Genomic DNA, 21,116 nt, shown 5'->3' on the forward strand with positions numbered 1-21,116 from the left:
ATGGCCCAGATCGTTGTCAAAAACGTAAAGAAGATGTTCGGCGATTTCACCGCTGTGCGGGAAAGCTCGTTCACGATTGAAGATGGTGAATTCTTCATGCTGCTTGGTCCATCGGGCTGCGGCAAAACAACGACGCTGAGGATGATCGCAGGCTTGGAGCTTCCAACATCGGGTGAGATCTATCTCGACGGCGAAGAAATCAGCCAGCGACCCCCATCAGAGCGAGACATTGCATTCGTGTTCCAGATGTTTGCGCTGTATCCCCACATGAACGTGCGCAAAAATATCAGCTATCCGTTGATATCGCAGGGGATGCCGCGCTCGGCTGTTAAAGCCAAAGTGGAAGAAGTTTCCGAAATTCTGGGGATAACAGACATTCTGGACAACCCTGTCGGCGGGCTTTCTGGTGGGGACAGACAGCGCGTCGCGCTTGGACGCGCGATTGTGCGTGAACCCAAAGCATTCATGATGGACGAGCCTCTAGGCGCATTGGATGCTGAGTTTCGCGAGCATATGGCTGAGGAACTGCGTGCACTTCATGATCGCATGGGTGCGACCACGGTGTATGTCACGCACGATCAGCTGGAAGCCATGCAGATGGGCGACAAGATCGTCGTGATGAACAACGCCGAAATAGAGCAATTTGGCACGCCTCAGGAAATCTACGACAAGCCCTCGACAATGTTCGTCGCAGACTTCATTGGGTCTCCGTCAATGAATTTTTTGCCGTTTCGGGGCAAGGTCGCACCCGGCTCTGAGTTGGTCCGGTTGAACGGGCACGATGAGGCTGTTCCCAAACTGATGGAAGGGGCCGAGGGAGATCTGGTGTTTGGTGTTCGTCCCGAGCACGTGTTTCTGTCCGACACAAGCGACTATAGGGCCAAAGTTCTGGCGGCAGAATACCTTGGGACAACTCAAATCGTAACGCTACAGAGTCCGAATGGAGAGCTGAAAGCCCGTATTGATGCGCGCGAGACGGTAAATCCCGGCGAAACTGTGGGTCTGGAGTTTAGGTCTCCGACCATCACGCTGTTCAAAGAGTCCACGGGCAAAGCTCTCAGGTCGGTTCTGAACGATGAGGTATTGGGTCATGGCTGAAGTCGTTCTGGAAAGCATCTCAAAGTCCTTCGGCAGCCTGAAGGCAGTCGATGATATCTCGGTTACGATCCCCGACGGCGCTTTTGTCGTGCTGCTGGGCCCGACTGGCGCCGGAAAGACGACTACACTAAGGTTGATTTCCGGGCTTGAAAAACTCGATTCCGGCTCAATTCACATAGCTGGTCGGGATGTGGGGTTTGAAACGCCCGCTCAACGTGATGTTGCGATGGTTTTCCAGCAGTACTCACTTTACCCGCATATGACGGTGCGCGAAAACCTGTCTTTTCCGCTACGATCTCCGATCCTTAAGACACCAGAAGACGAAATCACAAAGAAAGTGAATGAAGTCGCAGACATACTGCAAATCCCGCATAAGCTGGACAACAAAGCTACCGAACTGTCCGGCGGCGAAATGCAACGGGTGTCGATTGGGCGAGCGCTGGTGCGCGATCCACAGATTTTTTTGATGGACGAGCCGCTTAGTTCGTTAGATGCAAAGCTGCGTGCGGACTTGCGAGTTGAGTTGAAGAGAATTCAGGCGGATTTGGGGTCCACGCTTCTGTACGTGACCCACGACCAGGTTGAAGCGATGACCATGGCAACGCATATCGGCGTGCTGGAAGAGGGCAGGTTGGTTCAGTACGGCACGCCTCGGGACATCTATGAAAACCCGCGCAGCGTCTATGTCGCCAGCCGTTTGGGATTGCCGCGGATCAATATTCTGCCATCTCACTTGTTTGGCGGGAACCATAAAGGCCCTCAGATTGGCTTACGTCCCGAGCATATCGTGGAAGGCGAGGGCAGTGATGCTCGTGTCATCCGGGCCGAACATCTGGGTGACCAAACGCGATTGCATCTAGATTTGAACGGCCACTCGGTCGTGACCTTGATCGATGTTCATCAGGATTACCCCGCTGGGCAAACGATAAAAATAAGCCCGCACAACCCATTGTATTTTGACGCCTCTGGCGCACGCGTGACTTAAGGAGCAAAAGCATGGCCCAGTTCCTCAACACCAAAGAAACCCTTGTAACAGAGGCGATTGACGGTCTTTTGGCCGCTTCTGGCGGCGCATTGACCCGATTGGACGGCTACCCGCATATCAAGGTGGTTTACCGCTCTGATTGGGACAAATCCAAGGTGGCATTGGTGTCTGGTGGCGGGTCTGGTCACGAACCTGCTCATGCTGGGTTTGTCGGGGCTGGCATGCTGACTGCGGCTGTGTGTGGAGAGGTGTTTGCATCGCCTTCAGTTGAGGCGGTTCTTGCGGGCATTCTGGCCGTGACCGGTGAGGCGGGGTGTTTGCTAATTGTGAAAAATTACACTGGTGATCGGTTGAACTTTGGGCTTGCGGCGGAACGCGCCCGCGCCTTGGGGCGCAAGGTTGAGATGGTGGTAGTCGATGATGACATCGCCTTGCCGGATCTGCCGCAGCCGCGTGGTGTGGCCGGGACCTTGTTCGTACACAAAATTGCAGGCGCGCTTGCGGAAGATGGCGCTGACCTGGACACAGTGACCAAGGCTGCAAAAAGCGTCATCGGTAAAGTGGTCAGTATCGGGATGAGCCTCGATACCTGCACCGTTCCGGGATCTCCGAAAGAGGACAGGATTGCACCGGGCAAAGCCGAGTTGGGCTTGGGAATCCATGGCGAACCGGGTGTTGAGCAGGTGGATTTTGCCAACGCGGTCACGGCTATGTCCACCGTCGTAGGAAAGTTAAAACAACGGATTAGCTCGGGGGAATGTGTTGCGTTGGTTAACAACCTCGGGTCTACAACCCCACTGGAAATGTCCGTGTTGACGCACGCGTTATCCGAAACAGGGATGGCGCGTCACATTATCGGTCCTTCGCCAATGATGACATCTCTGGACATGCACGGATTCTCTGTTTCTGTCTTGCCCGTGAGCGAAGGCGAACTGTCGGCGCTTGAAGCTCCGGTCGCTCTCGTGGCATGGCCAGGCGTCAATTCTATTGATCCAATTCAAGTCGCGCCTTTGCCTGATGGCTTGACACCGATTGATCCTATTCCATCCAACAATCCCGCGACGAAGGAAACGATCACGCGATTGTCCGAATTGATGATAAATGCTGAGAAGGACCTGAATGAGTTAGATGCCAAGTCCGGCGATGGAGATACCGGCAGCACATTGGCAACTGCGGCCAGGGCTCTGCAGGGTAGTCTGGACCGAATGCCACTTGCGGATCTGACGCAACTTTTTCCGGCTTTGGGCAACGAACTCAGCCAAACAATGGGTGGTTCTTCAGGGGTCATTCTTGCCATCTTTTTCAATGCAGCAGGAGACGCCTGCGCCAGTGGCGCATCGATCCCGAAGTCTTTGGCGGAAGGTTTGAACCGCGTCAGCCAGGTTGGGGGCGCGAAGGTCGGCGACAGGACAATGATCGATGCGTTGGCACCTGCTTTGGACGCTCTGCCTTTGGGATTGGTCCAAGCTGCACATGCAGCGCGCGAAGGCGCGGACAGCACTGCAAATATTCACCGTGCCAAGGCCGGTCGGGCCGCTTATGTTCCCGAGGAAAACCTGATGGGAAACAACGACCCTGGCGCTGAAGCCGTCGCCTTGCTGTTCGAGGGGTTGGCGCAGGAGATTAAAGGCTGAACGACACGTGAAAGAGCAAAAACACAAACTAGAATTGGTGAACAAACCAACTGTGAATGACATTGCGCGTGTTGCGGGTGTCAGTCTGGCAACCGTTGATCGTGTCCTGAACAGACGGCCGGGCGTTCGTGCAGTGACTGTACAAAAGGTTCAACAGGCAATTAATGAGCTTGGCTATGTCCGCGACACCGCTGCAGCCAACCTTGCGAGAAAGCGTGTCTATAACTTCTTGTTTGTGCTGCCCGATAGCGACAACGAGTTTGTCGAAGCGCTTAGCAAGCAAATCGTAGAACAGTCGCGCGATCAGTTCATCGAGCGGACGCGTATGAAAATCCAACGTGTCGCTCCATTTGATCCCCAGGAAATTGTCGAAATCCTAGACGCCTTGGACATTCGGGAAGCCGATGGCGTCGCTGTCTTCGGTCCGGAAACACCGTCAGTACGTGATGCAGTGAAACGGGTCCGGGACAAAGGCGTTCCAGTCGTCGCGTTGGTGTCTGACCTGCCCAGCTCGGAGCGCGACCACTTCGTCGGAGTTGACAACGTATCGGCTGGTCGGACTGCGGCACAGTTGATGGGGCGCTTTGTGCATCGCAAGGGAAAGTTGTTGGTCTTGACAGGCTCGCGCTTGGCACGGGATCATTTGGAACGACGGCAGGGTTTCGATCTGGTGATTGCCGAAGATTTTCCGCATCTCGAAGTTGTGGCGTCGGTCGAAGGTCGCGATGACCCTGAGCTGATTTACAAGATGATGCCCGAGATTTTTGAGACCTATCCAGATCTTGTCGGTATCTATTCTTCCGCTGCTGGCAACGCCGGTTTGATCCAGTTTCTGTCCGACAGCAAAATCAGCAAAGATCTGGTGATCATAGCCCATGAACTCACGCCGCTCAGCCGTGACGCACTGAGCCGTGGAACATTTGATGCGTTAATCTCGCAGGATTCAGGTCACTTGGTCCGATCCGCGGTCCGTCTGTTGCGCGCAACATCAGACAAGGTTCCGTTCAACAAGGCACAAGAACGTATTCGCATCGATATCTATCTGAAGGAAAATTTACCGCCATAGAGGCATCGGTTTTTGGGGAGGAGACATTATGGAAACGATTAAAGGCCCGGCGTTGTTTCTGGCACAGTTCGCCGGAGATGAAGCGCCTTTCAACTCGTGGGACACCATTACCAAATGGGCGGCGGATTGTGGGTACAGAGGCGTTCAGGTGCCCAGTTGGGACGGCCGGTTGTTTGATCTTGAAACCGCTGCCTCAAGCACGGATTACTGCGATGAATTCAAGGGCAAGGCCAAAGAGAACGGCGTGGAAGTGACGGAGTTGTCCACGCATCTTCAGGGCCAACTTGTTGCCGTGCATCCCGCATACGACGCAGCATTCGACGGCTTCGCCGCCGAAAGCGTCAGGGGAAACCCAAAAGCCCGGCAGGAGTGGGCCGTTGATCAGGTTAAGAAGGCGCTGTCAGCTTCCAAAAATTTAGGGATATCAGCGCACGCGACATTCTCTGGCGCGCTCGCATGGCCTTATGTTTACCCTTGGCCGCAACGTCCTGCTGGCCTTATCGAAACAGCATTTGATGAGCTTGCCAGCCGTTGGGTCCCGATCCTGGATCACGCAGAAGATTGTGGAGTCGATGTTTGTTATGAAATCCATCCAGGCGAGGATCTGCATGATGGCGTGACCTATGAGATGTTCCTCGAACGGGCGGGCAATCATGCTCGGGCTTGTATGCTATACGACCCGTCGCATTACGTTCTGCAGTGTCTCGACTACCTGGATAATATCGACATCTACAAAGACCGAATCCGGATGTTCCATGTCAAAGACGCCGAGTTCAACCCGACCGGTCGGCAGGGCGTCTATTCTGGTTATCAAAGCTGGGTTAACCGGGCAGGGCGTTTCCGCTCGCTTGGTGATGGTCAGGTCGACTTTGGGGCCGTTTTTTCGAAAATGGCTGCAAACGATTTTGACGGCTGGGCCGTGGTCGAGTGGGAGTGCTGCTTGAAACACCCAGAAGACGGAGCGCGCGAAGGCGCGCAATTCGTTTCTGACCACATTATCCGTGTCACAGAGAAAGCATTCGACGACTTTGCGGATGGCGGCACCGATATGGCGGCCAATCGAAAAATGCTGGGGATAGACTAATGGTAACTGGACGCAGTGAAGTAAAATCAGGCCGCATTCGCTTTGGCATGGTTGGTGGCGGCACTGATGCTTTCATAGGAGGTGTGCATCGAATTGCGGCGCGCTTGGATGACAAGTTCGAGTTGGTCGCAGGTGCCTTGTCTTCAACGCCAGAAAAATCTCGAGAAAGCGGAGAAGCGTTGGGGCTCGAACGGGTCTATGACGACTTTAAGCAGATGGCGATCAGAGAAGCGCGTTTGAAATCGGGGATCGAAGCAGTCTCGATCGTCACGCCTAATCACGTTCATTACGCCGCAGCGCGAGAGTTCTTGAAACGCGGTATTCACGTGATTTGCGACAAGCCCCTCACTTCGACCCTTGCGGATGCCAAGAAGCTCGTGAAGGCGGCGGAGAGTTCAGGCGCGCTGTTCATTCTAACCCATAACTACACCGGTTATCCAATGGTCAGGCAGGCGCGTGAGATGGTCGCCAACGGCGAGATTGGCAATATCCGCGTGGTTCAGGTTGAATATCCGCAGGACTGGTTGACCGAGCAGCAAGACTTTAAGCAAGCCGAATGGCGAACCGATCCTGAGCGTTCCGGAGCAGGGGGATCGACGGGTGACATCGGAACCCACGCCTACAATATCGCCTGCTTTGTGACAGGCTTGAAGGCGGAAAGCCTTGCGGCTGACTTGCAGGCCTTTGTGCCGGGGCGTAGGGTCGACGATAACGCACATGTCCTGCTGCGGTTCGACGGTGGCGCGCGCGGGATGCTGTGGTCGTCCCAAGTTGCCCCCGGCAATGAAAACGCACTGCGATTGCGTGTCTATGGTGAAAAAGGTGGGATCGAGTGGGCGCAGGAAGATCCAAACTATCTTTGGTTTACGCCCTATGGTGAGCCGAAACGACTGATCACCCGAAATGGGGCCGGAGCCGGGGACGCCGCCAACCGTCTGAGCAGGGTGCCTCCGGGCCATCCGGAAGGGTATCTGGAAGGTTTTGCAAATGTCTATAGTGAAGCTGCGGACGCCATAACAGCGTTTCGAAGTGGCAATTCAGCTGATCCATCGGTGATCTATCCCACTGTTCAGGATGGATTGAATGGTGTCAGGTTCGTTGCAGCTTGCGTGCAAAGCTCTGAAAGAAATGCGGCTTGGGTAAAGTTGGAGTAGCGCGACAGTCGTCTTGACACTGCGTCTTCCATAATTAATTTTACTAACTAAAATAAAACTCAAAGGATGGCGCCGAATGTATCTTGGATTGGATTTGGGAACGTCGGGTCTCAGAGGCATTCTGATCGATGAATCCGGTCTCGTCGTCAGCGACGCAGAAGCTGGCATTTCTACATCGACGCCAAAACCCGGCTGGTCCGAGCAGAATCCGTCAGATTGGATTAGCGCGTGCTTAGAAGTTGTCGCGAATCTCCGTGCGGACAACGAACCGGCATTCGCAAAACTTCGCGGCATTGGTCTGAGCGGACACATGCATGGTGCCACTTTGTTGGATGCCAGTGGAAGGGTTCTTAGGCCCTGCATTCTATGGAATGATACACGCTCGGCGGACGAGGCAAGTACACTCGACCAGATTCCACAGATGCGCACCATATCAGGAAACATCGTTTTTCCTGGCTTCACGGCCCCGAAACTGGAATGGGTGCGATCGCACGAGCCCGAGGTGTTCTCAAAAACAGCCAAGGTTCTATTGCCTAAAGACTATCTGCGGTTTTGGCTGACGGGTGATTACATATCGGACATGTCAGACAGTGCCGGCACATCATGGTTGGACGTAGACAATCGGCAGTGGTCGGAAACGGCTTTGGGTTTGGGGCACATGCATGCCTCACAGATGCCGCGTCTTGTCGAGGGGAACGAACCGGCTGGTGAGTTGAAAACTGAGCTGCGGCGGGCGTGGGGGCTTTCCAATCCTGTCGTTGTGGCAGGTGGCGCAGGCGACAATGCGGCCGCCGCCTGTGGCATCGGGAGCATTCGGGACGGCGCGGGTTTTGTATCTTTGGGAACGTCCGGAGTTCTTCTTGTTGCTCGGGATGCATATGCTCCGGCACCTGAAACTGCTGTACACTGCTTTTGCCACGCTGTTCCCGAAATGTGGATACAAATGGGGGTCATACTCTCGGCAACAAACAGTATGAATTGGTTGTCTCGCAATCTAAGTCAATCTGTGGAAAAACTGGCGTCGATGGTACCCGGCAGTATAACCGGACCCTCTTCGATTGCGTTCCTACCGTACCTTTCAGGCGAGCGAACGCCGCATAACAACAGCCGGATCCGAGCAGCTTTCTTAGGCATAGATGTCGCGTCGGGCCCCGCTGAACTGACACAATCTGTGATGGAAGGCGTCGCCTTTGCGATGCGGGACTGTCTTGAAGCCTTAAAAAGCACAGGAACCGTACCGACCAACTTGATGGCTGTTGGAGGAGGCGCACGATCCAGGTTCTGGTTGGAAACAATGGCGACCGTATTGCAAGTGCCGTTGGGCTTGCCAAAAGGCAGTGATTGCGGAGCGGCGATGGGCGCAGCGCGCCTCGCTATCTGCGCGGCCAACAACGCAAACCTCGGGGACATCATGACACCGCCCAAAATTCAGGAAGTTATCGATCCACGTAACGATCTGGCCGAACACTATGAAAGGGAATATGGGCGATATCGACAGTATTACATGGCACTGGCGCCCTTGGCGGCAGGATGACGCCTGCAATGGAATATTCTTCTCGGGTCGAGACGGTTATGCTGACCGATGGCGATATGCGGGCATCGGTACTGAACTACGGGGCAATCACTCAAAGTTGGTGGTTCAAGGATATACCGCTTATTTTGGGGTTTGATGATCCAATCAAGTACTTACTCGATACAAGTTATGTGGGCGCAGTTGTAGGTCGTGTTGCGAACCGGATCGGCGGCGCGCGGTTCGAGTTGGCAGGCACACGTTTTGGGCTTAGCGCCAATGAGGGTAAGAATACTCTGCATGGCGGGGCTGAGGGGCTTTCCAAACAATTCTGGAACCTTAGACAGACCGCACCGAACGAAGTGGTATTGCACTACCTTTCACACGACGGGGAAAGCGGTTTTCCTGCGAATGTCCGGTTCGAGGTCAGCGTCACGCTGCGGTACCCACGGTTGACCTATATATTAAAAGGTTATCCTGACCGTCCTACGCCGATCAGCCTAACGCAGCATAACTATTATTCGTTGGGCAGCTCAAAAGGTGTCGACGCACACAAGCTGGAACTGGCCTCTGTCCGCTACTTGGAACTAGACGAACAAGGAGTTCCGTCCGGTGCGGTGTGTTCGACCAAGAACGGCGAACTTGATTTCTCTGCGCCCAGATCGATCGGGCATGTTCCAAAGGCCATCGACCACTATTTCTGCTTTGACCTGAATCGCGATCCAACTGGTCCGATCGCGAAGTTCACCGCACCGTCTGGTCTTTCTCTGACTGCTTATTCTGACCAACCCGGAGTACAGGTCTATTCGGGTGCCCAATTGGCGAAGCCGCTAAGCGGTTCGGCTGGTTTGTGCATCGAACCCTCCGGATATCCGAATGCGCCCAACATACCCTCGTTTCCTTCGATCATATGCACCTACGAGAAACCGTACAGGCAGGTGCTCACGCTCGAGATTTCGGAAGATGGCAATGAGAGCTAGGTTAGTCATTTCCACCATTGGCTTTTTGATTGCCGGCAATGGCGCCAACGCTCAGGAGCTTGGGCCACCTCCAACTTTCCTAGAACCTGATTTCGACCGCGTTGAACTAGGACAGTTGCTATTTTACGACCCGATTTTGTCCGGCAACAAGAACATCAGTTGCGCGACCTGCCATCACCCGAGGTTTGGCACTTCGGACGGCCTTTCGTTAGGAATCGGGGAAGGCGGGATTGGCCTGGCTGCTGAACGCAGGCTGGATCCCCAGAATACGCCGGAGCAACGCATCCCCCGTAATTCACCGGCGCTTTGGAATCTTGGTGCGACAGAGTTTACGACGTTTTTTCATGATGGGCGCCTTGAGGCCGATCCAACACAACCCAACGGGATTAGAACACCTTTGGGGACACATATGCGGTCCGGTTTCCAATCGGCATTAGCGGCGCAGGCGATGTTCCCGGTTCTTTCACCAGACGAAATGGCCGGTCATTACTCGGAAAATGACGTCAGCAAGGCAGTTCGACTCGGGCTTTTGACACAGCAAGGCGGCGCGTGGGATCTGATTGCAGCACGTGTTGCCGCTATCCCAGAATACAAGCAGCGGTTTGAAGCCATTACGCCGGGTGGTGAGATATCTTTCACGGCCATAGCAAATGTGATCGCAGATTTCATCGCGTTCGAATGGCGCGCAGATAACAGTCCTTTTGATCGCGCGATGCGAGGCGAGGCCACACTATCCGAAGACGCCGAACTTGGCATGAACCTGTTTTATGGAGAGGCGGGGTGTAGCGCATGCCACGTGGGATGGTTCCAAACAGATCACAAGTTTCATTCGATCGCCCTTCCGCAAATCGGGCCCGGAAAGGCCGCTCGATTTGAGAACCATGTCAGAGATGATGGTCGTCTTCGCGTCACGGGTAACTCCGAGGACGCGTTTGCCTTTCGTACGCCATCGCTCCGCAATGTGACGCTAACCGCTCCTTACGGGCACAATGGAGCATTTGCACGGCTGGAGGATATCGTACGCCACCATCTGGACTCGGTTTCTTCTTTGCGAAGCTACACTACTGAAATGGCTTATTTGCCAGATTTTCCGGGTTCTGAAGACGAAACTCCGCTGCTGGATCAGCAACATCTAGATGCCATAGCCAAAAGCAACGGTTTACCGAAGGTTGTTCTAACGGATAATGAGATCGACGCGTTATTGAGCTTTCTGGCAAGCCTTGAAGACCCTGCACAGAGGTTGGGCGTTCCCGCCTATGTTCCAAGCGGTCTGCCGGTAGATCAATAGTCACCTATGCATTTCAACGATCTGGTTCGGTACGACCTCCTGCCACGCACCGACTTCTCCGTCCGGCCATATTACCCGTAACTGTACTTGAGTTTCAGCCCCCAAGCCGAAATGATGATAGCCAGCCGTGCCTCCTACATGTCCGCCGCCAATAGTTATTTCGCGGGTCTGTAAGCCCCATCTGGTTTGAACCTCGACAAATCCGCCTACCGCTGCCCAATTGAATTTGTCCTGAGTAACTTCTACCAACAGCCAATTGCCACCTGCTGAAATATTCTGGTTGACCTCAAGTTTTGATCCACGGTTTACGACCACCAGATCGAGCCGCCCATCGTTGTTCAGATCCGCAAGCGCTGCGCCGCGAGACTTCGCTATCGACGCAACACCAGCCTCTGCCGAAGCTTCGATAAACTGACCTTCCGAATCCTGAACCAAAAGGTTGTTCGGGTCGTTCAGTGCTGCATCGGGCATTTGCTCGACATTGCCTTTGGCGACGAAGATGTCGTCTCTGCCGTCATTGTTGACGTCTCCAAACTGCGCGTGCCAACCGGTCGACGGCCTTCCGTCATTGCCGACATGCGGCCTGTGGGCAGTCGTGCCTTTTTCATAAGTTGCATCGCGCCACGTCGGGCCGCCGGTATCGGGGTCAAAAATTTGGAGTTTTTGGTCACCCATCGAAGTCAAGTAAACCTCAGGAAAGCCGTCTCCGGTCAGATCGCGAGAGGCAATTCCCATGCCCCAGATCGAATAGGGCAGCCATCCGTCTTCGGGCGAATACAATCGGGGCTCTGGCTCCATGGCCCATAGTTGCTCTTGCCCACCACGAACATAATAGTGGCGGTCGTTGCTGATACGGAGGTCAGCACGTCCGGTTCGCGCCCAGTCTGAAAACAAAATGGAAAGCGAGCAATATCCCGGTTTCAGATGCTGGGGTTGGCCATAACTGTTCCCGTTCGGGCGATAGAGCAGGGTTGGCCCGCAGGATTCAAACGGACCTTCTGGATCGAAGCGATCCACGTAAGTTCCAAACGCCAGAGTCGGCATAGACTGGCCTTCTTCCCAAGTGGCTGAAAACCCTGTGGTCCAGTGATCTTCGGATTGGAACTCGATGTTATCGAAGGGACGGAACTGACAATCCGACTGCCCTTGAAGCAGCACATCTTCACCAACGCGCAAAATGGCCAGGTCAGTCAAGCCGTCGCCGTTAATGTCTAATGGGTAAGCACCGGTTACTCCCGTCAAGAACAGTGGATCCGGCGTTTCAATCCGAAAAGAAATCTCGCCCTGAGAGGTGTTTTTGAACAGCTGAGATCGATTGGATCCGCCCGCGACGAACAATTCGGGAAACGTGTCGCCGTCACAGTCGAAAACTGCTACGCCACCACCCACAAAATGCTCCCAACCGCCGTCGTAGATATGTGCAGGTACATCTATTACTTTGAATTGCGGTTGAGTGCCCGCTTCGGCAGCCGTGGCAAGAAAGAGTAATGCCGCAAGTTCAGGACGCATTCGCCGCAAGCTCCTTCACCTTCAGGATCGAGACTTGTTCGATCCCATAGGCGGCCGCACCTTTGGCCCACATCAGATCACCCCAGTGATGCACTTTGATTTCAGGCAAGGGTGCGTCGACATTCACAACACCATTTCGAATGCGCGTCATAACTTCGGCTGAGCAAAGGTGTTCAAAACTCATTTGCGCGCCCGATACAATAATGCACTGGGGATCGAACAGATTAATCAGATTGGATACTCCAAGCCCGAACATCTGTCCTGCACGCGCTAGAACCGAGGCGGCTCTATCATCACCGGAATTGGCGCGAGCGTGGATATCCGAGACCGTTTGCATATTATCGGCGTGACCTGTGACAGTCATTTCCCGGATCAGGGCGTAGTCCCCCACATAGGCTTCCAGACACCCTCGTTGTCCACATTGGCATAATGCGCCATCGAGTTGCACCTTAGTATGCCCAAATTCGGCCCCGCACCCTCTTTCCCCGCGATAAAGTCGGCCGTCCAGAACGATGCCAAGCCCAACACCATGTTCGATCGTGACGACAAGGAAATTCTTCAACCCGTTGCCTAGCCCAGAAAGCTGTTCAGCCTTTGCGACAAGGTTCGCGTCGTTTTCCACGAATGCAGGGCAGGGCAGTTCTTTCGCAAGTAAAGGGCTGAAGTCAATGTTTCTTTCAGTTACCGAGGATGACCAGTGGACAAAGTTCCTTGCCGCATCAATCTGCCCGGCCAATCCGATTGAAACGCCAGCCAAGTGTCCGATTGAAAGACCGACCCGTTGGCACGTATCTTCAAGGGCTTCGCGAATAGTCGATATAAGGTTCGTCGGCGACATTCGGGCGTCTTCAAGCGGGACGTTGTGCGACGTCACCTCGTTGCCTTCAAAATCCACCAAAATGACCGAGATCACCTGACGAGCAATCTTCAGGCCCGCAACAAGGATGGATTGGCCATCCAATTGCAGCAAAACTCTGGGCCGACCTCTTTTTCCAGACTTTGACTGAGCTTCGCCTTCGGTTTCCTTGATCAGCCCTGCCGAGATCAGATCAGCCGTCGCTGAAGTGATCGTGGCAGGGCTGGTCTCCAAGGCGGATGCGATATCAATCCGCGATACGGATCCATTGCTTCTGATCTGTTCCAACACCCGCAGGCGGGTCGCGTTTCGTTGGTCCAAAGAAACTACAGACGCTTTGCTTTTCAGCATCTTGCCCTCGCGAATCTTATCTTTGGTTCAATCTATTTGAATTTTGATGTGTCTTATAGACTAAATATTTTACCGACTGAAATAAATGTGTTATTTAAAATTGTGAGAGCCGCGAATCGAGTTGAGATGGCTCTGCATATGGGAGGAAATCATGAAAAAAATTCTCAGCTTCTCAGCTGTAGCCACGCTGCTGGCCTCGACTGCGTTCGCAGAGCCGGTAGTCGGCGTAAGCTGGTCCAACTTTCAGGAAGAGCGCTGGAAGACAGACGAAGCCGCGATCAAATCGGCGTTAGAAGCCGGCGGTGCCGAGTATATCTCGGCCGATGCGCAATCATCCTCGGCCAAACAGCTTTCGGATATCGAAAGCCTAATTGCGCAAGGCGTGGACGCGCTTATCATCCTAGCGCAGGACGCGCAGGCCATTGGTCCCGCGGTTCAGGCCGCGGCGGACGAAGGTATTCCTGTGATAGCCTATGACCGTCTGATCGAGGACGACCGAGCATTTTATCTGACCTTCGACAACGTGGAAGTCGGCAGAATGCAGGCTCGGGCTGTCTTTGAGGCCATGCCCAAAGGCAACTACGTGATGATCAAAGGCTCTCCTACTGATCCGAACGCAGATTTCCTGCGCGGGGGTCAGCAAGAGATCATCGGAGCAGCCGTCGACAGCGGTGACATCGTGATCGTTGGTGAAGCCTACACAGATGGTTGGTTGCCCGCGAACGCGCAGCGGAACATGGAACAAATCCTGACCGCGAACGAGAACAACGTGGATGCAGTCGTTGCGTCGAATGACGGTACTGCAGGCGGTGTTGTTGCGGCCCTAACAGCACAGGGTATGGAAGGCATTCCGGTGTCAGGTCAGGATGGCGACCACGCGGCATTGAATCGTGTCGCACTGGGAACGCAGACGGTTTCGGTTTGGAAGGATGCTCGCGAACTTGGAAAGGCGGCTGGTGAAATTGCTGTCGCATTGAGCGGTGGGACAAGCCCTGCTGATGTCGAAGGCGCAGTTAGCTGGACATCACCGGGTGGGACCGAGATGAACTCGGTTTTCCTAGCGCCTGTTCCAATCACTAAGGACAACTTGTCCGTGGTTGTTGATGCCGGATGGATCCCGCTGGAAGATCTTTGCCAAGGCGTTGAAAACGGACCTGCCCCTTGTAACTAAACCACTCAGCCCTGGGCCCTTTTGTCCGGGCCTGGGGCAAATGCTGAATATGAAAGATCGGAAATGACCGAAACTTCGTCTCAGCCGGTACCTGAAAAAGCGAAACCCAGCCTGTTCCAGCAACTGGAACTGGATATGCGGCTTTTGGGAATGATCGGCGCGTTTGTCATCCTGTGCATCGGGTTCAACATCTTCACAGATGGAAGGTTCCTGACGCCGCGCAATCTATTCAACCTGTCCATCCAGACAGTTTCGGTCGCCATCATGGCATGTGGGATGGTGTTCATTATCGTCACGCGGCACATCGACTTGTCGGTAGGAGCGCTGCTGGCAACTACCTCGGCTGTGATGGCAATGACGCAAACTGAGCTTTTGCCGCAAGTCCTTGGGATGGGTTTGAACAATCCAGCAACCTGGGCGATCACCATTGTTGTCGGGCTGTTTGTCGGCACGCTGATTGGTGCGTTTCATGGCTGGATGGTCGGATACCTGACGATACCAGCCTTCATCGTCACGCTTGGTGGATTTCTGGTTTGGAGAAACGTGGCGTGGTATTTGACTAGCGGTCAGACGATCGGTCCTCTGGATAGTACATTCCTGATGTTTGGCGGGACCAACGGGACATTGGGAACGACGACAAGCTGGCTGTTCGGCTTGTTTGCTACCGCAATCGCGATCTGGGCTTTGTGGAGCAGTCGTCGCGCAAAGGCGGCACATGGATTCCCCGTCAAACCTGTCTGGGCCGAAGCCACTCTGGCCGGGATAATCGCAATCGCCATCCTTGGGTACGTTTACATCGTAAACAGTTACGCCATACCAACGCGGCGGCTGCAACGTATGTTCGAAGCGCGCGGAGAGACAATGCCAGAGGGGCTGGTCGTCGGATACGGCATACCGATTTCTGTACTCATCCTAATCATCGTGGCTGTCACGCTGACAATTGTGGCGCGAAAAACCCGGTTTGGTCGGTACATCTTTGCCACTGGCGGCAACCCGGATGCGGCAGAGCTTTCGGGTATCAACACTCGACTGCTAACCGTGAAAATCTTTGCTTTGATGGGTTTCTTGTGCGCCGTGTCCGCGGTGGTCGCCTCGGCCCGCTTGGCGAACCATTCGAACGACATTGGTACGCTCGACGAACTTCGGGTCATAGCAGCTGCAGTGATCGGAGGAACCGCATTGTCGGGCGGCATCGGCACTATCTATGGCGCGATCCTGGGTGCATTGATCATGCAGGCGCTGCAATCGGGCATGGCAATGGTTGGCGTTGACGCGCCGTTTCAGAACATCGTCGTCGGCAGCGTCCTCGTGTTGGCCGTCTATATCGACATCGTTTACCGCAAGCGACTGGGGGCAAAGTGATGCAAGCTCAGGATACGCAGAAAAAACCTTCTGGCACTGGGCGCGGTTCAGGCGCGCCGCCATTGGTCGAGATGCGCGACATCTCGATTTCCTTCGGTGGGATCAAGGCCGTCGACCATGTGTCGGTCGATCTCTATCCGGGTGAAGTCGTTGGCCTGCTTGGCCACAACGGGGCCGGAAAGTCCACGTTGATCAAGGTATTGTCCGGCGCCTATCAGATGGACCACGGCGAGATTCTGATCGATGGCAAGCCGGTCGAGATTGGCAATCCTCGTGACGCCCGGGCGAACAATATCGAAACGATATATCAGACGCTCGCCTTGGCCGACAATCTGGACGCGACATCAAACCTGTTCCTGGGGCGCGAGATGACGACGCCTTTTGGCTTGGTCAACGACGCAGCCATGGAGGCCGAGTGCCGAAAGATCATGGCGCAGCTCAACCCAAACTTTCAAAAGTTCAATGACCCGGTCTCCGCCTTATCGGGTGGGCAAAGACAATCAGTGGCGATTGCTCGGGCCGTCTATTTCAATGCCCGCATTCTGATCATGGATGAACCCACTGCGGCGCTTGGGCCGCATGAAACCCAGATGGTGGCGGATCTGATCCACCAGCTGAAGGCGCAAGGAATTGGGATATTTCTGATCGATCACGATGTGCACGCCGTCATGGAACTGTGCGACCGCGCCTCGGTCATGAAGAACGGAAAACTGGTTGGGACGGTCGATATCTCAGACGTAACTGATGACGATCTTTTGTCGATGATCATTCTCGGCAAACAGCCAGCACAAAAAGCAGAGTAGGGGGCAGAAATGCCAAGTGGATTTTTTGAAGGGATCGAGAAGGTCCAGTTTGAAGGCGTGGACAGCAAGAACCCGTTGGCCTTTCGTCACTACGACCCGGATGAAATAATCATGGGCAAGCGTATGGAGGACCATCTGCGGTTTGCAGTGGCCTGGTGGCATTCATTCGCGTGGGAGGGCGGAGACCCCTTTGGTGGACCTACGTTCGAACGCCCATGGTATCCTCAGGACGATATGGGCCGGGCCCGACAGAAGGCAGATATTGCATTCGAATTGTTTGCGCTTTTGGGGCAGCCATTCTTTTGCTGGCACGACGCTGACATCCGGCCCGAACAGGGAAATTTTGCCGATAACCTGCGCACATTGGAAGATATCACCGATTATATCGGTGAAAAGATGCAGGTGTCTGGTACCAAGCTGCTTTGGGGCACGGCCAATATGTTCAGCCATCGTCGCTGGATGTCTGGCGCCAGTACCAATCCTGATCCCGACGTTTTTGCATTCGCTGCAGCGACCGTGAAATCCTGCATGGATGCAACTCACAAGCTCGGCGGCGAAAACTATGTTCTGTGGGGTGGTCGTGAGGGCTACGAAACCCTTCTGAACACGGATTTGAAAACCGAGTTGGACCACATGGGCCGTTTCTTGAACATGGTCGTTGAATACAAACACAAGATTGGGTTCAAAGGAACTATTCTCGTTGAGCCCAAGCCTCAGGAGCCGTCCAAACACCAATACGACTACGACGCCGCGACTTGTATTGGATTTCTCAGGAAGTACGGGTTGGAGGACGAGGTCAAGTTGAACCTGGAGCAGGGGCATGCGATCCTGGCCGGACACAGTTTCGAGCATGAAATTGCGGTTGCCGCTGCCGAAGGGATGCTTGGCTCGATCGACATGAACCGAAACGATTACCAATCCGGGTGGGATACGGACCAGTTCCCGAATAACACGCCAGAGGTTGCTTTGGCATATTACTACATCCTGAAAGCTGGTGGCTTTACAACTGGGGGCACAAATTTTGACGCCAAAATTCGTCGGCAATCGCTTGATGCAAAAGATCTTGTTGCAGCCCATGTCGGCGGAATGGACATTTGTGCACGGGGCTTGAAAGCTGCGGCTGCTATGGTTGAAGACGGTGGCTTGGAGGACGCGCTGACGGAACGATATTCCGGTTGGAACACTCCGGAAGCAGTTTCTATGTTGGGTAGCAGTCTGGAAGAGATTTCTGCCCGGGTTCTACAGGAAAATACCAACCCGAAACCACAATCTGGGCGTCAGGAGATTCTGGAGAATTATGTGAACAGGTTTGTGTGACCAAGGAAAACTGCAATCTGGGAACTGTCAAAAGAATCTTGTCAGAAGAACTTTGCTTGGGCGGGGTAGGGGTGTTGCGTAGCTTTTACCCATGACCAGACCTGCATCTTTCAAATACTATAATAACCGGTTCTGAGATCATCCGCTTGACCGTGATGCTGTACATCCGATTCCCGCTCTCGCTTCGGAATGCCGTAGATCTGTTGCACGAGCGAGGCATCGACGTGAGTCACGAAACCGACTGCTACTGTTGGAACAGGTTCGGTCCAATGTTTGCCTTTGATATCCGAAGAATGCGGGTGCAACAACTGCGCGCACTCTCGATATGGAAGTGGCACGCCGACGAGATTTTGTGAAGGTGAATGGTAAGAGACACTGCCTCTGGCGGGTTGTTGATCACGAAGGCGAGGTGCTGGAATCCGTTGTCACCAAACGCCCAAACGAGTAGCCGCTTATTTTGGGATCAAGATCAGTGGTTTTGGGACTGGGTAAACAGCCTACTGTATTCACTGCAGTGATCAGTCACCATTTAGTGCGAACAAAGGATTACAGCGGGCATTGACGCTCAGCTATCGTCGGACAAGCGCCAGATGTCTTGCTCTCCAAACCCACGGATTGTTCGCGCGCCGACATTCTCAAGGTCAAACTGATCTTTGAGGACCTGCGCGACTTCGTCCTGGACTGAAATCTGCATCGGGTCAGAGAATTCCTGAAGTCTGGAGGCCAGATTCACAGCCGGACCAAAGATATCGTACACATACTTCTGGATGCCAACGACCGACCCGACTACCGATCCCGTGGCCAGTCCAATTCTGCACCGCCACTGATGCGGATGGCTCAGGTTTCGGCGGGTCAAATAGCGTACGAAACGAATGGCTGTGTTTGCGATTGCCTTGGCGTGATCCGGAGTCGGATCGGGCAGACCAGCAACGGTGATATATGCGTCTCCGATCGTCTTGATCCGTTCGCAACCGAATTGCTCACCAATGCGATCAAACGCGCTGTAAATATCGTTCAGTTCAGTGACGGTGACGCTTGGGTCCTGCGAGGCGACCATATCCGTGAACCCAACGAAATCGAGCATCAGGACGGAGACGGGATCATAGAGTTGTGGCGTAACCACACCGAAAGTCTTGTACTCTTCGTAGACCGACCGGGGCATCAGATTTAGCAGCAGTTTTTCAACCTGCTCCTTTTCCCGCTTCAACTCGCGCGTGTTCCGTTCCACCATCATCGAATAGGAGTCGATCATGGACTCCAGCTCTTTGATACGGGTGATGTTCTGACATACCAGAACCAGCACATCGTCGTGCGCGACCGTGAAATCGAGTGCGATCACCAGTGTGCGGCGTTTCTTTTTGAAGGTGATTTCTGATGTATGTCGCCCGGTGCCGGACAGGCTTGTTTGCACTGTGTCGATATCCAGATCAGGAAAGAGCTGCTGCAATTGGTCTGAAGGGCCATCGGCACTGAACCACTCGTCAAACGTATCATTGCGGAACCCAAACTTCAGCGATTGACGGTCCAGTAGGGCAACGCCCACACCAATCGCGCGAAGGAGCTGTTCATTGATGGCTTCGATGGTCATGATTTATCCAACAATCAAGGGACGACGTTTACTGAATTCCGCGACAACGATATCGATATCCTCGGCATCCACGCCGTGTCTTTGCAAAGCGTCACGGAGCACGACCTCCAATTCGTCGAAATGGTCATCGGTAATTTCGAGATGAGAGTGTAACTGGCGCAGTTGATTGTCGGTGTAGGAGGCCGGACCACCAAGGAGCGACGCTATGAACTTGGTCTGATGGTCGACCATGCGGCTCATATCCACGTTGTCGAAGAAGGGTCCAACCTCGTCATTGTCCAGCAGGATGTCATAGAACGAGAACACGATCTTGCTGATCTGTGAAAACCCACCGTATTTTTCATAAAGTGTGCGCTCGGCCATAACAAAATCCCCCTTAAACAAACTAATACCAAGAAAATGTTGGATCGACTACACCGGGTGATCTTCATCGTTCTTTGACGGTTGGGTCAAAGAACGATGAGCCAGTGATTCACGATCTCAGCCGCGCTGCATGACAATTTCAGCGTACTCGGATGAGATGCAAAGTGTGTCATTGCCTGAGATATCGAACTTTTCGATCAGGGCCATGATATCGCGCTGCAGCGCCTCTTGTCCCGATGCGTCCAGTGCATCGAAGGCCTTTTGCATCGGGCCATAGAACGTCCGAAAATACTCTAGGAAGTGTTCGGCTGAACGGTAGCGGAACATGAAGTTCTTGCGTCGGAACGAAACGATGGTGCTGTGCGATCCGAAGGCTTCTTCAATCCAGTCCCGGCTGCCCCACAAAGCCGGAGAGCTTACGCCAGCAGGTGGAGGCACATGTTTACCGATCGTTTTGAACAGAAGGCCGATGAAGCTGTCCGGCGTCCAGTTGGCCAGACCAATCTTGCCGCTGCGTTTGACGACCCGTTGCAGCTCTGCTGCTGATTGTTGTTGGTTCGGTGTGAACATCACGCCGAACGTCGAAACCACCGCGTCGCAGGATTGATCATCGAAAGGCAGGTTTTCGGCGTCGGCAACCTTGTAGGTCACGAACAGACCTTCCGCTTTGGCGCGCTGGCTGCTGGCGTCCAGCAGGGCTTCTACATAGTCGGTTGATGTAACATCACAAAAGCGCCGGGCGAAGGCCAGGGTGGCGTTGCCATTCCCGGCGGCGACATCCAGCACCTTGGAACCAGGCATCATATCCATGGTTTCAGCCAGTTCTTCACCCGTAATTTGAAGGGTGACACCCACTTTACTGTAGTCGCCGGAGCCCCAGGCGACGTTTTGCTTTGCTTTGATTGCCGCAAAGTCTGTGGTGGCGTTGATCGATGTTTGAATACCCATGATATTGCTCCTTTTTGATGTGGTAGTGGTTTGATGAAGGCCGCATTGC

At 54.0% G+C, this 21,116-nt stretch carries 18 protein-coding genes and 1 pseudogene; 14 read left to right on the forward strand and 5 right to left on the reverse strand.

The genetic code is table 11. The features are described 5' to 3' along the window. From ACR0AU_RS00465 to ACR0AU_RS00505, 9 genes are all read left to right on the forward strand, one after another. The gene (locus ACR0AU_RS00465) at window positions 1-1,098 is read left to right on the forward strand and encodes an ABC transporter ATP-binding protein (protein ID WP_170511808.1); all 1,098 of its coding nucleotides are present in this window, start codon (window positions 1-3) and stop codon (window positions 1,096-1,098) included. After that, window positions 1,091-2,083: an ABC transporter ATP-binding protein gene (locus ACR0AU_RS00470; protein ID WP_480795138.1), complete on the forward strand. Its 993-nt coding sequence runs from the start codon at window positions 1,091-1,093 to the stop codon at window positions 2,081-2,083. Before ACR0AU_RS00465 ends, ACR0AU_RS00470 begins: the two co-directional genes overlap by 8 nt. Before the next feature lie 11 nt (window positions 2,084-2,094). Then, window positions 2,095-3,717, forward strand: coding sequence for a dihydroxyacetone kinase subunit DhaK (locus ACR0AU_RS00475; RefSeq protein ID WP_170511813.1), 1,623 nt, complete (start codon window positions 2,095-2,097; stop codon window positions 3,715-3,717). Window positions 3,718-3,724: 7 nt separating this feature from the next. Beyond that, entirely contained in the window at window positions 3,725-4,783 is a 1,059-nt protein-coding gene (locus ACR0AU_RS00480; RefSeq protein ID WP_480438712.1) for a LacI family DNA-binding transcriptional regulator, read from the forward strand. A gap of 28 nt (window positions 4,784-4,811) precedes the next feature. Next, window positions 4,812-5,867 (forward strand): sugar phosphate isomerase/epimerase family protein, encoded by a 1,056-nt coding sequence (locus ACR0AU_RS00485; RefSeq protein WP_170512759.1) that lies wholly within the window; start codon window positions 4,812-4,814, stop codon window positions 5,865-5,867. Then, the gene (locus tag ACR0AU_RS00490) at window positions 5,867-7,021 is read left to right on the forward strand and encodes a Gfo/Idh/MocA family protein (RefSeq protein WP_480795139.1); all 1,155 of its coding nucleotides are present in this window, start codon (window positions 5,867-5,869) and stop codon (window positions 7,019-7,021) included. The genes ACR0AU_RS00485 and ACR0AU_RS00490 overlap by 1 nt, the downstream gene beginning before the upstream one ends. A gap of 76 nt (window positions 7,022-7,097) precedes the next feature. Then, window positions 7,098-8,555, forward strand: coding sequence for a xylulokinase (gene xylB, locus ACR0AU_RS00495; RefSeq protein ID WP_170733446.1), 1,458 nt, complete (start codon window positions 7,098-7,100; stop codon window positions 8,553-8,555). Window positions 8,556-8,563: 8 nt separating this feature from the next. Further along, window positions 8,564-9,511: an aldose epimerase family protein gene (locus ACR0AU_RS00500; protein ID WP_170733445.1), complete on the forward strand. Its 948-nt coding sequence runs from the start codon at window positions 8,564-8,566 to the stop codon at window positions 9,509-9,511. Next, window positions 9,501-10,799, forward strand: a complete 1,299-nt coding sequence (locus ACR0AU_RS00505) for a cytochrome c peroxidase (RefSeq protein ID WP_170733444.1) — start codon at window positions 9,501-9,503, stop codon at window positions 10,797-10,799. The genes ACR0AU_RS00500 and ACR0AU_RS00505 overlap by 11 nt, the downstream gene beginning before the upstream one ends. On the opposite strand, the gene ACR0AU_RS00510 is transcribed toward ACR0AU_RS00505, so the two are convergent. Continuing rightward, the gene (locus tag ACR0AU_RS00510) at window positions 10,800-12,308 is read right to left on the reverse strand and encodes a CRTAC1 family protein (RefSeq protein ID WP_480795140.1); all 1,509 of its coding nucleotides are present in this window, start codon (window positions 12,306-12,308) and stop codon (window positions 10,800-10,802) included. Then, entirely contained in the window at window positions 12,298-13,515 is a 1,218-nt protein-coding gene (locus ACR0AU_RS00515) for an ROK family transcriptional regulator (RefSeq protein WP_170733442.1), read from the reverse strand. The genes ACR0AU_RS00510 and ACR0AU_RS00515 overlap by 11 nt, the downstream gene beginning before the upstream one ends. 151 nt (window positions 13,516-13,666) lie before the next feature. Here ACR0AU_RS00515 and xylF point away from each other — a divergent pair, with 151 nt between their 5' ends. The 5 genes and pseudogenes from xylF to ACR0AU_RS00540 form a co-directional block, all read left to right on the forward strand. Beyond that, the gene (xylF, locus tag ACR0AU_RS00520; protein ID WP_170512769.1) at window positions 13,667-14,686 is read left to right on the forward strand and encodes a D-xylose ABC transporter substrate-binding protein; all 1,020 of its coding nucleotides are present in this window, start codon (window positions 13,667-13,669) and stop codon (window positions 14,684-14,686) included. A gap of 63 nt (window positions 14,687-14,749) precedes the next feature. Then, window positions 14,750-16,048: a sugar ABC transporter permease gene (locus tag ACR0AU_RS00525; protein WP_170396208.1), complete on the forward strand. Its 1,299-nt coding sequence runs from the start codon at window positions 14,750-14,752 to the stop codon at window positions 16,046-16,048. After that, a complete protein-coding gene (locus ACR0AU_RS00530; protein WP_170403439.1) occupies window positions 16,048-16,851 on the forward strand; it encodes an ATP-binding cassette domain-containing protein in 804 nt (267 codons plus the stop codon). Before ACR0AU_RS00525 ends, ACR0AU_RS00530 begins: the two co-directional genes overlap by 1 nt. A gap of 9 nt (window positions 16,852-16,860) precedes the next feature. Further along, complete coding sequence (gene xylA / locus ACR0AU_RS00535; RefSeq protein WP_170733441.1) at window positions 16,861-18,168, forward strand: xylose isomerase; 1,308 nt, start codon at window positions 16,861-16,863, stop codon at window positions 18,166-18,168. Window positions 18,169-18,259: 91 nt separating this feature from the next. Beyond that, window positions 18,260-18,610, forward strand: a pseudogene (locus tag ACR0AU_RS00540) (DDE-type integrase/transposase/recombinase); the annotation flags it as partial. Window positions 18,611-18,733: 123 nt separating this feature from the next. Here the strand turns inward: ACR0AU_RS00540 and ACR0AU_RS00545 are convergent. The 3 genes from ACR0AU_RS00545 to ACR0AU_RS00555 form a co-directional block, all read right to left on the reverse strand. Then, window positions 18,734-19,756 (reverse strand): adenylate/guanylate cyclase domain-containing protein, encoded by a 1,023-nt coding sequence (locus ACR0AU_RS00545; RefSeq protein ID WP_170396212.1) that lies wholly within the window; start codon window positions 19,754-19,756, stop codon window positions 18,734-18,736. A gap of 3 nt (window positions 19,757-19,759) precedes the next feature. After that, on the reverse strand, window positions 19,760-20,119 hold the full coding sequence (locus ACR0AU_RS00550; RefSeq protein ID WP_170396214.1) for a group I truncated hemoglobin: 360 nt from the start codon (window positions 20,117-20,119) through the stop codon (window positions 19,760-19,762). A 117-nt stretch (window positions 20,120-20,236) separates the two neighbouring features. Next, on the reverse strand, window positions 20,237-21,067 hold the full coding sequence (locus ACR0AU_RS00555) for a class I SAM-dependent methyltransferase (RefSeq protein ID WP_480795141.1): 831 nt from the start codon (window positions 21,065-21,067) through the stop codon (window positions 20,237-20,239). Between the last annotated feature and the right edge of the window lie 49 nt (window positions 21,068-21,116).

This window comes from Ruegeria sp. CG1 (assembly GCF_056537265.1).

Excerpts from the sequence above, each read along its gene's own strand:
- ACR0AU_RS00465 (WP_170511808.1), top strand. The coding sequence starts at position 1 with ATGGCCCAGATCGTTGTCAAAAACGTAAAGAAGATGTTCGGCGATTTC.
- ACR0AU_RS00470 (WP_480795138.1), top strand. The coding sequence starts at position 1,091 with ATGGCTGAAGTCGTTCTGGAAAGCATCTCAAAGTCCTTCGGCAGCCTG.
- ACR0AU_RS00475 (WP_170511813.1), top strand. The coding sequence starts at position 2,095 with ATGGCCCAGTTCCTCAACACCAAAGAAACCCTTGTAACAGAGGCGATT.
- ACR0AU_RS00485 (WP_170512759.1), top strand. The coding sequence starts at position 4,812 with ATGGAAACGATTAAAGGCCCGGCGTTGTTTCTGGCACAGTTCGCCGGA.
- ACR0AU_RS00490 (WP_480795139.1), top strand. The coding sequence starts at position 5,867 with ATGGTAACTGGACGCAGTGAAGTAAAATCAGGCCGCATTCGCTTTGGC.
- xylB (WP_170733446.1), top strand. The coding sequence starts at position 7,098 with ATGTATCTTGGATTGGATTTGGGAACGTCGGGTCTCAGAGGCATTCTG.
- ACR0AU_RS00500 (WP_170733445.1), top strand. The coding sequence starts at position 8,564 with ATGGAATATTCTTCTCGGGTCGAGACGGTTATGCTGACCGATGGCGAT.
- ACR0AU_RS00505 (WP_170733444.1), top strand. The coding sequence starts at position 9,501 with ATGAGAGCTAGGTTAGTCATTTCCACCATTGGCTTTTTGATTGCCGGC.
- ACR0AU_RS00510 (WP_480795140.1), bottom strand. The coding sequence starts at position 12,308 with ATGCGTCCTGAACTTGCGGCATTACTCTTTCTTGCCACGGCTGCCGAA.
- ACR0AU_RS00515 (WP_170733442.1), bottom strand. The coding sequence starts at position 13,515 with ATGCTGAAAAGCAAAGCGTCTGTAGTTTCTTTGGACCAACGAAACGCG.
- xylF (WP_170512769.1), top strand. The coding sequence starts at position 13,667 with ATGAAAAAAATTCTCAGCTTCTCAGCTGTAGCCACGCTGCTGGCCTCG.
- ACR0AU_RS00525 (WP_170396208.1), top strand. The coding sequence starts at position 14,750 with ATGACCGAAACTTCGTCTCAGCCGGTACCTGAAAAAGCGAAACCCAGC.
- ACR0AU_RS00530 (WP_170403439.1), top strand. The coding sequence starts at position 16,048 with ATGCAAGCTCAGGATACGCAGAAAAAACCTTCTGGCACTGGGCGCGGT.
- xylA (WP_170733441.1), top strand. The coding sequence starts at position 16,861 with ATGCCAAGTGGATTTTTTGAAGGGATCGAGAAGGTCCAGTTTGAAGGC.
- ACR0AU_RS00545 (WP_170396212.1), bottom strand. The coding sequence starts at position 19,756 with ATGACCATCGAAGCCATCAATGAACAGCTCCTTCGCGCGATTGGTGTG.
- ACR0AU_RS00550 (WP_170396214.1), bottom strand. The coding sequence starts at position 20,119 with ATGGCCGAGCGCACACTTTATGAAAAATACGGTGGGTTTTCACAGATC.
- ACR0AU_RS00555 (WP_480795141.1), bottom strand. The coding sequence starts at position 21,067 with ATGGGTATTCAAACATCGATCAACGCCACCACAGACTTTGCGGCAATC.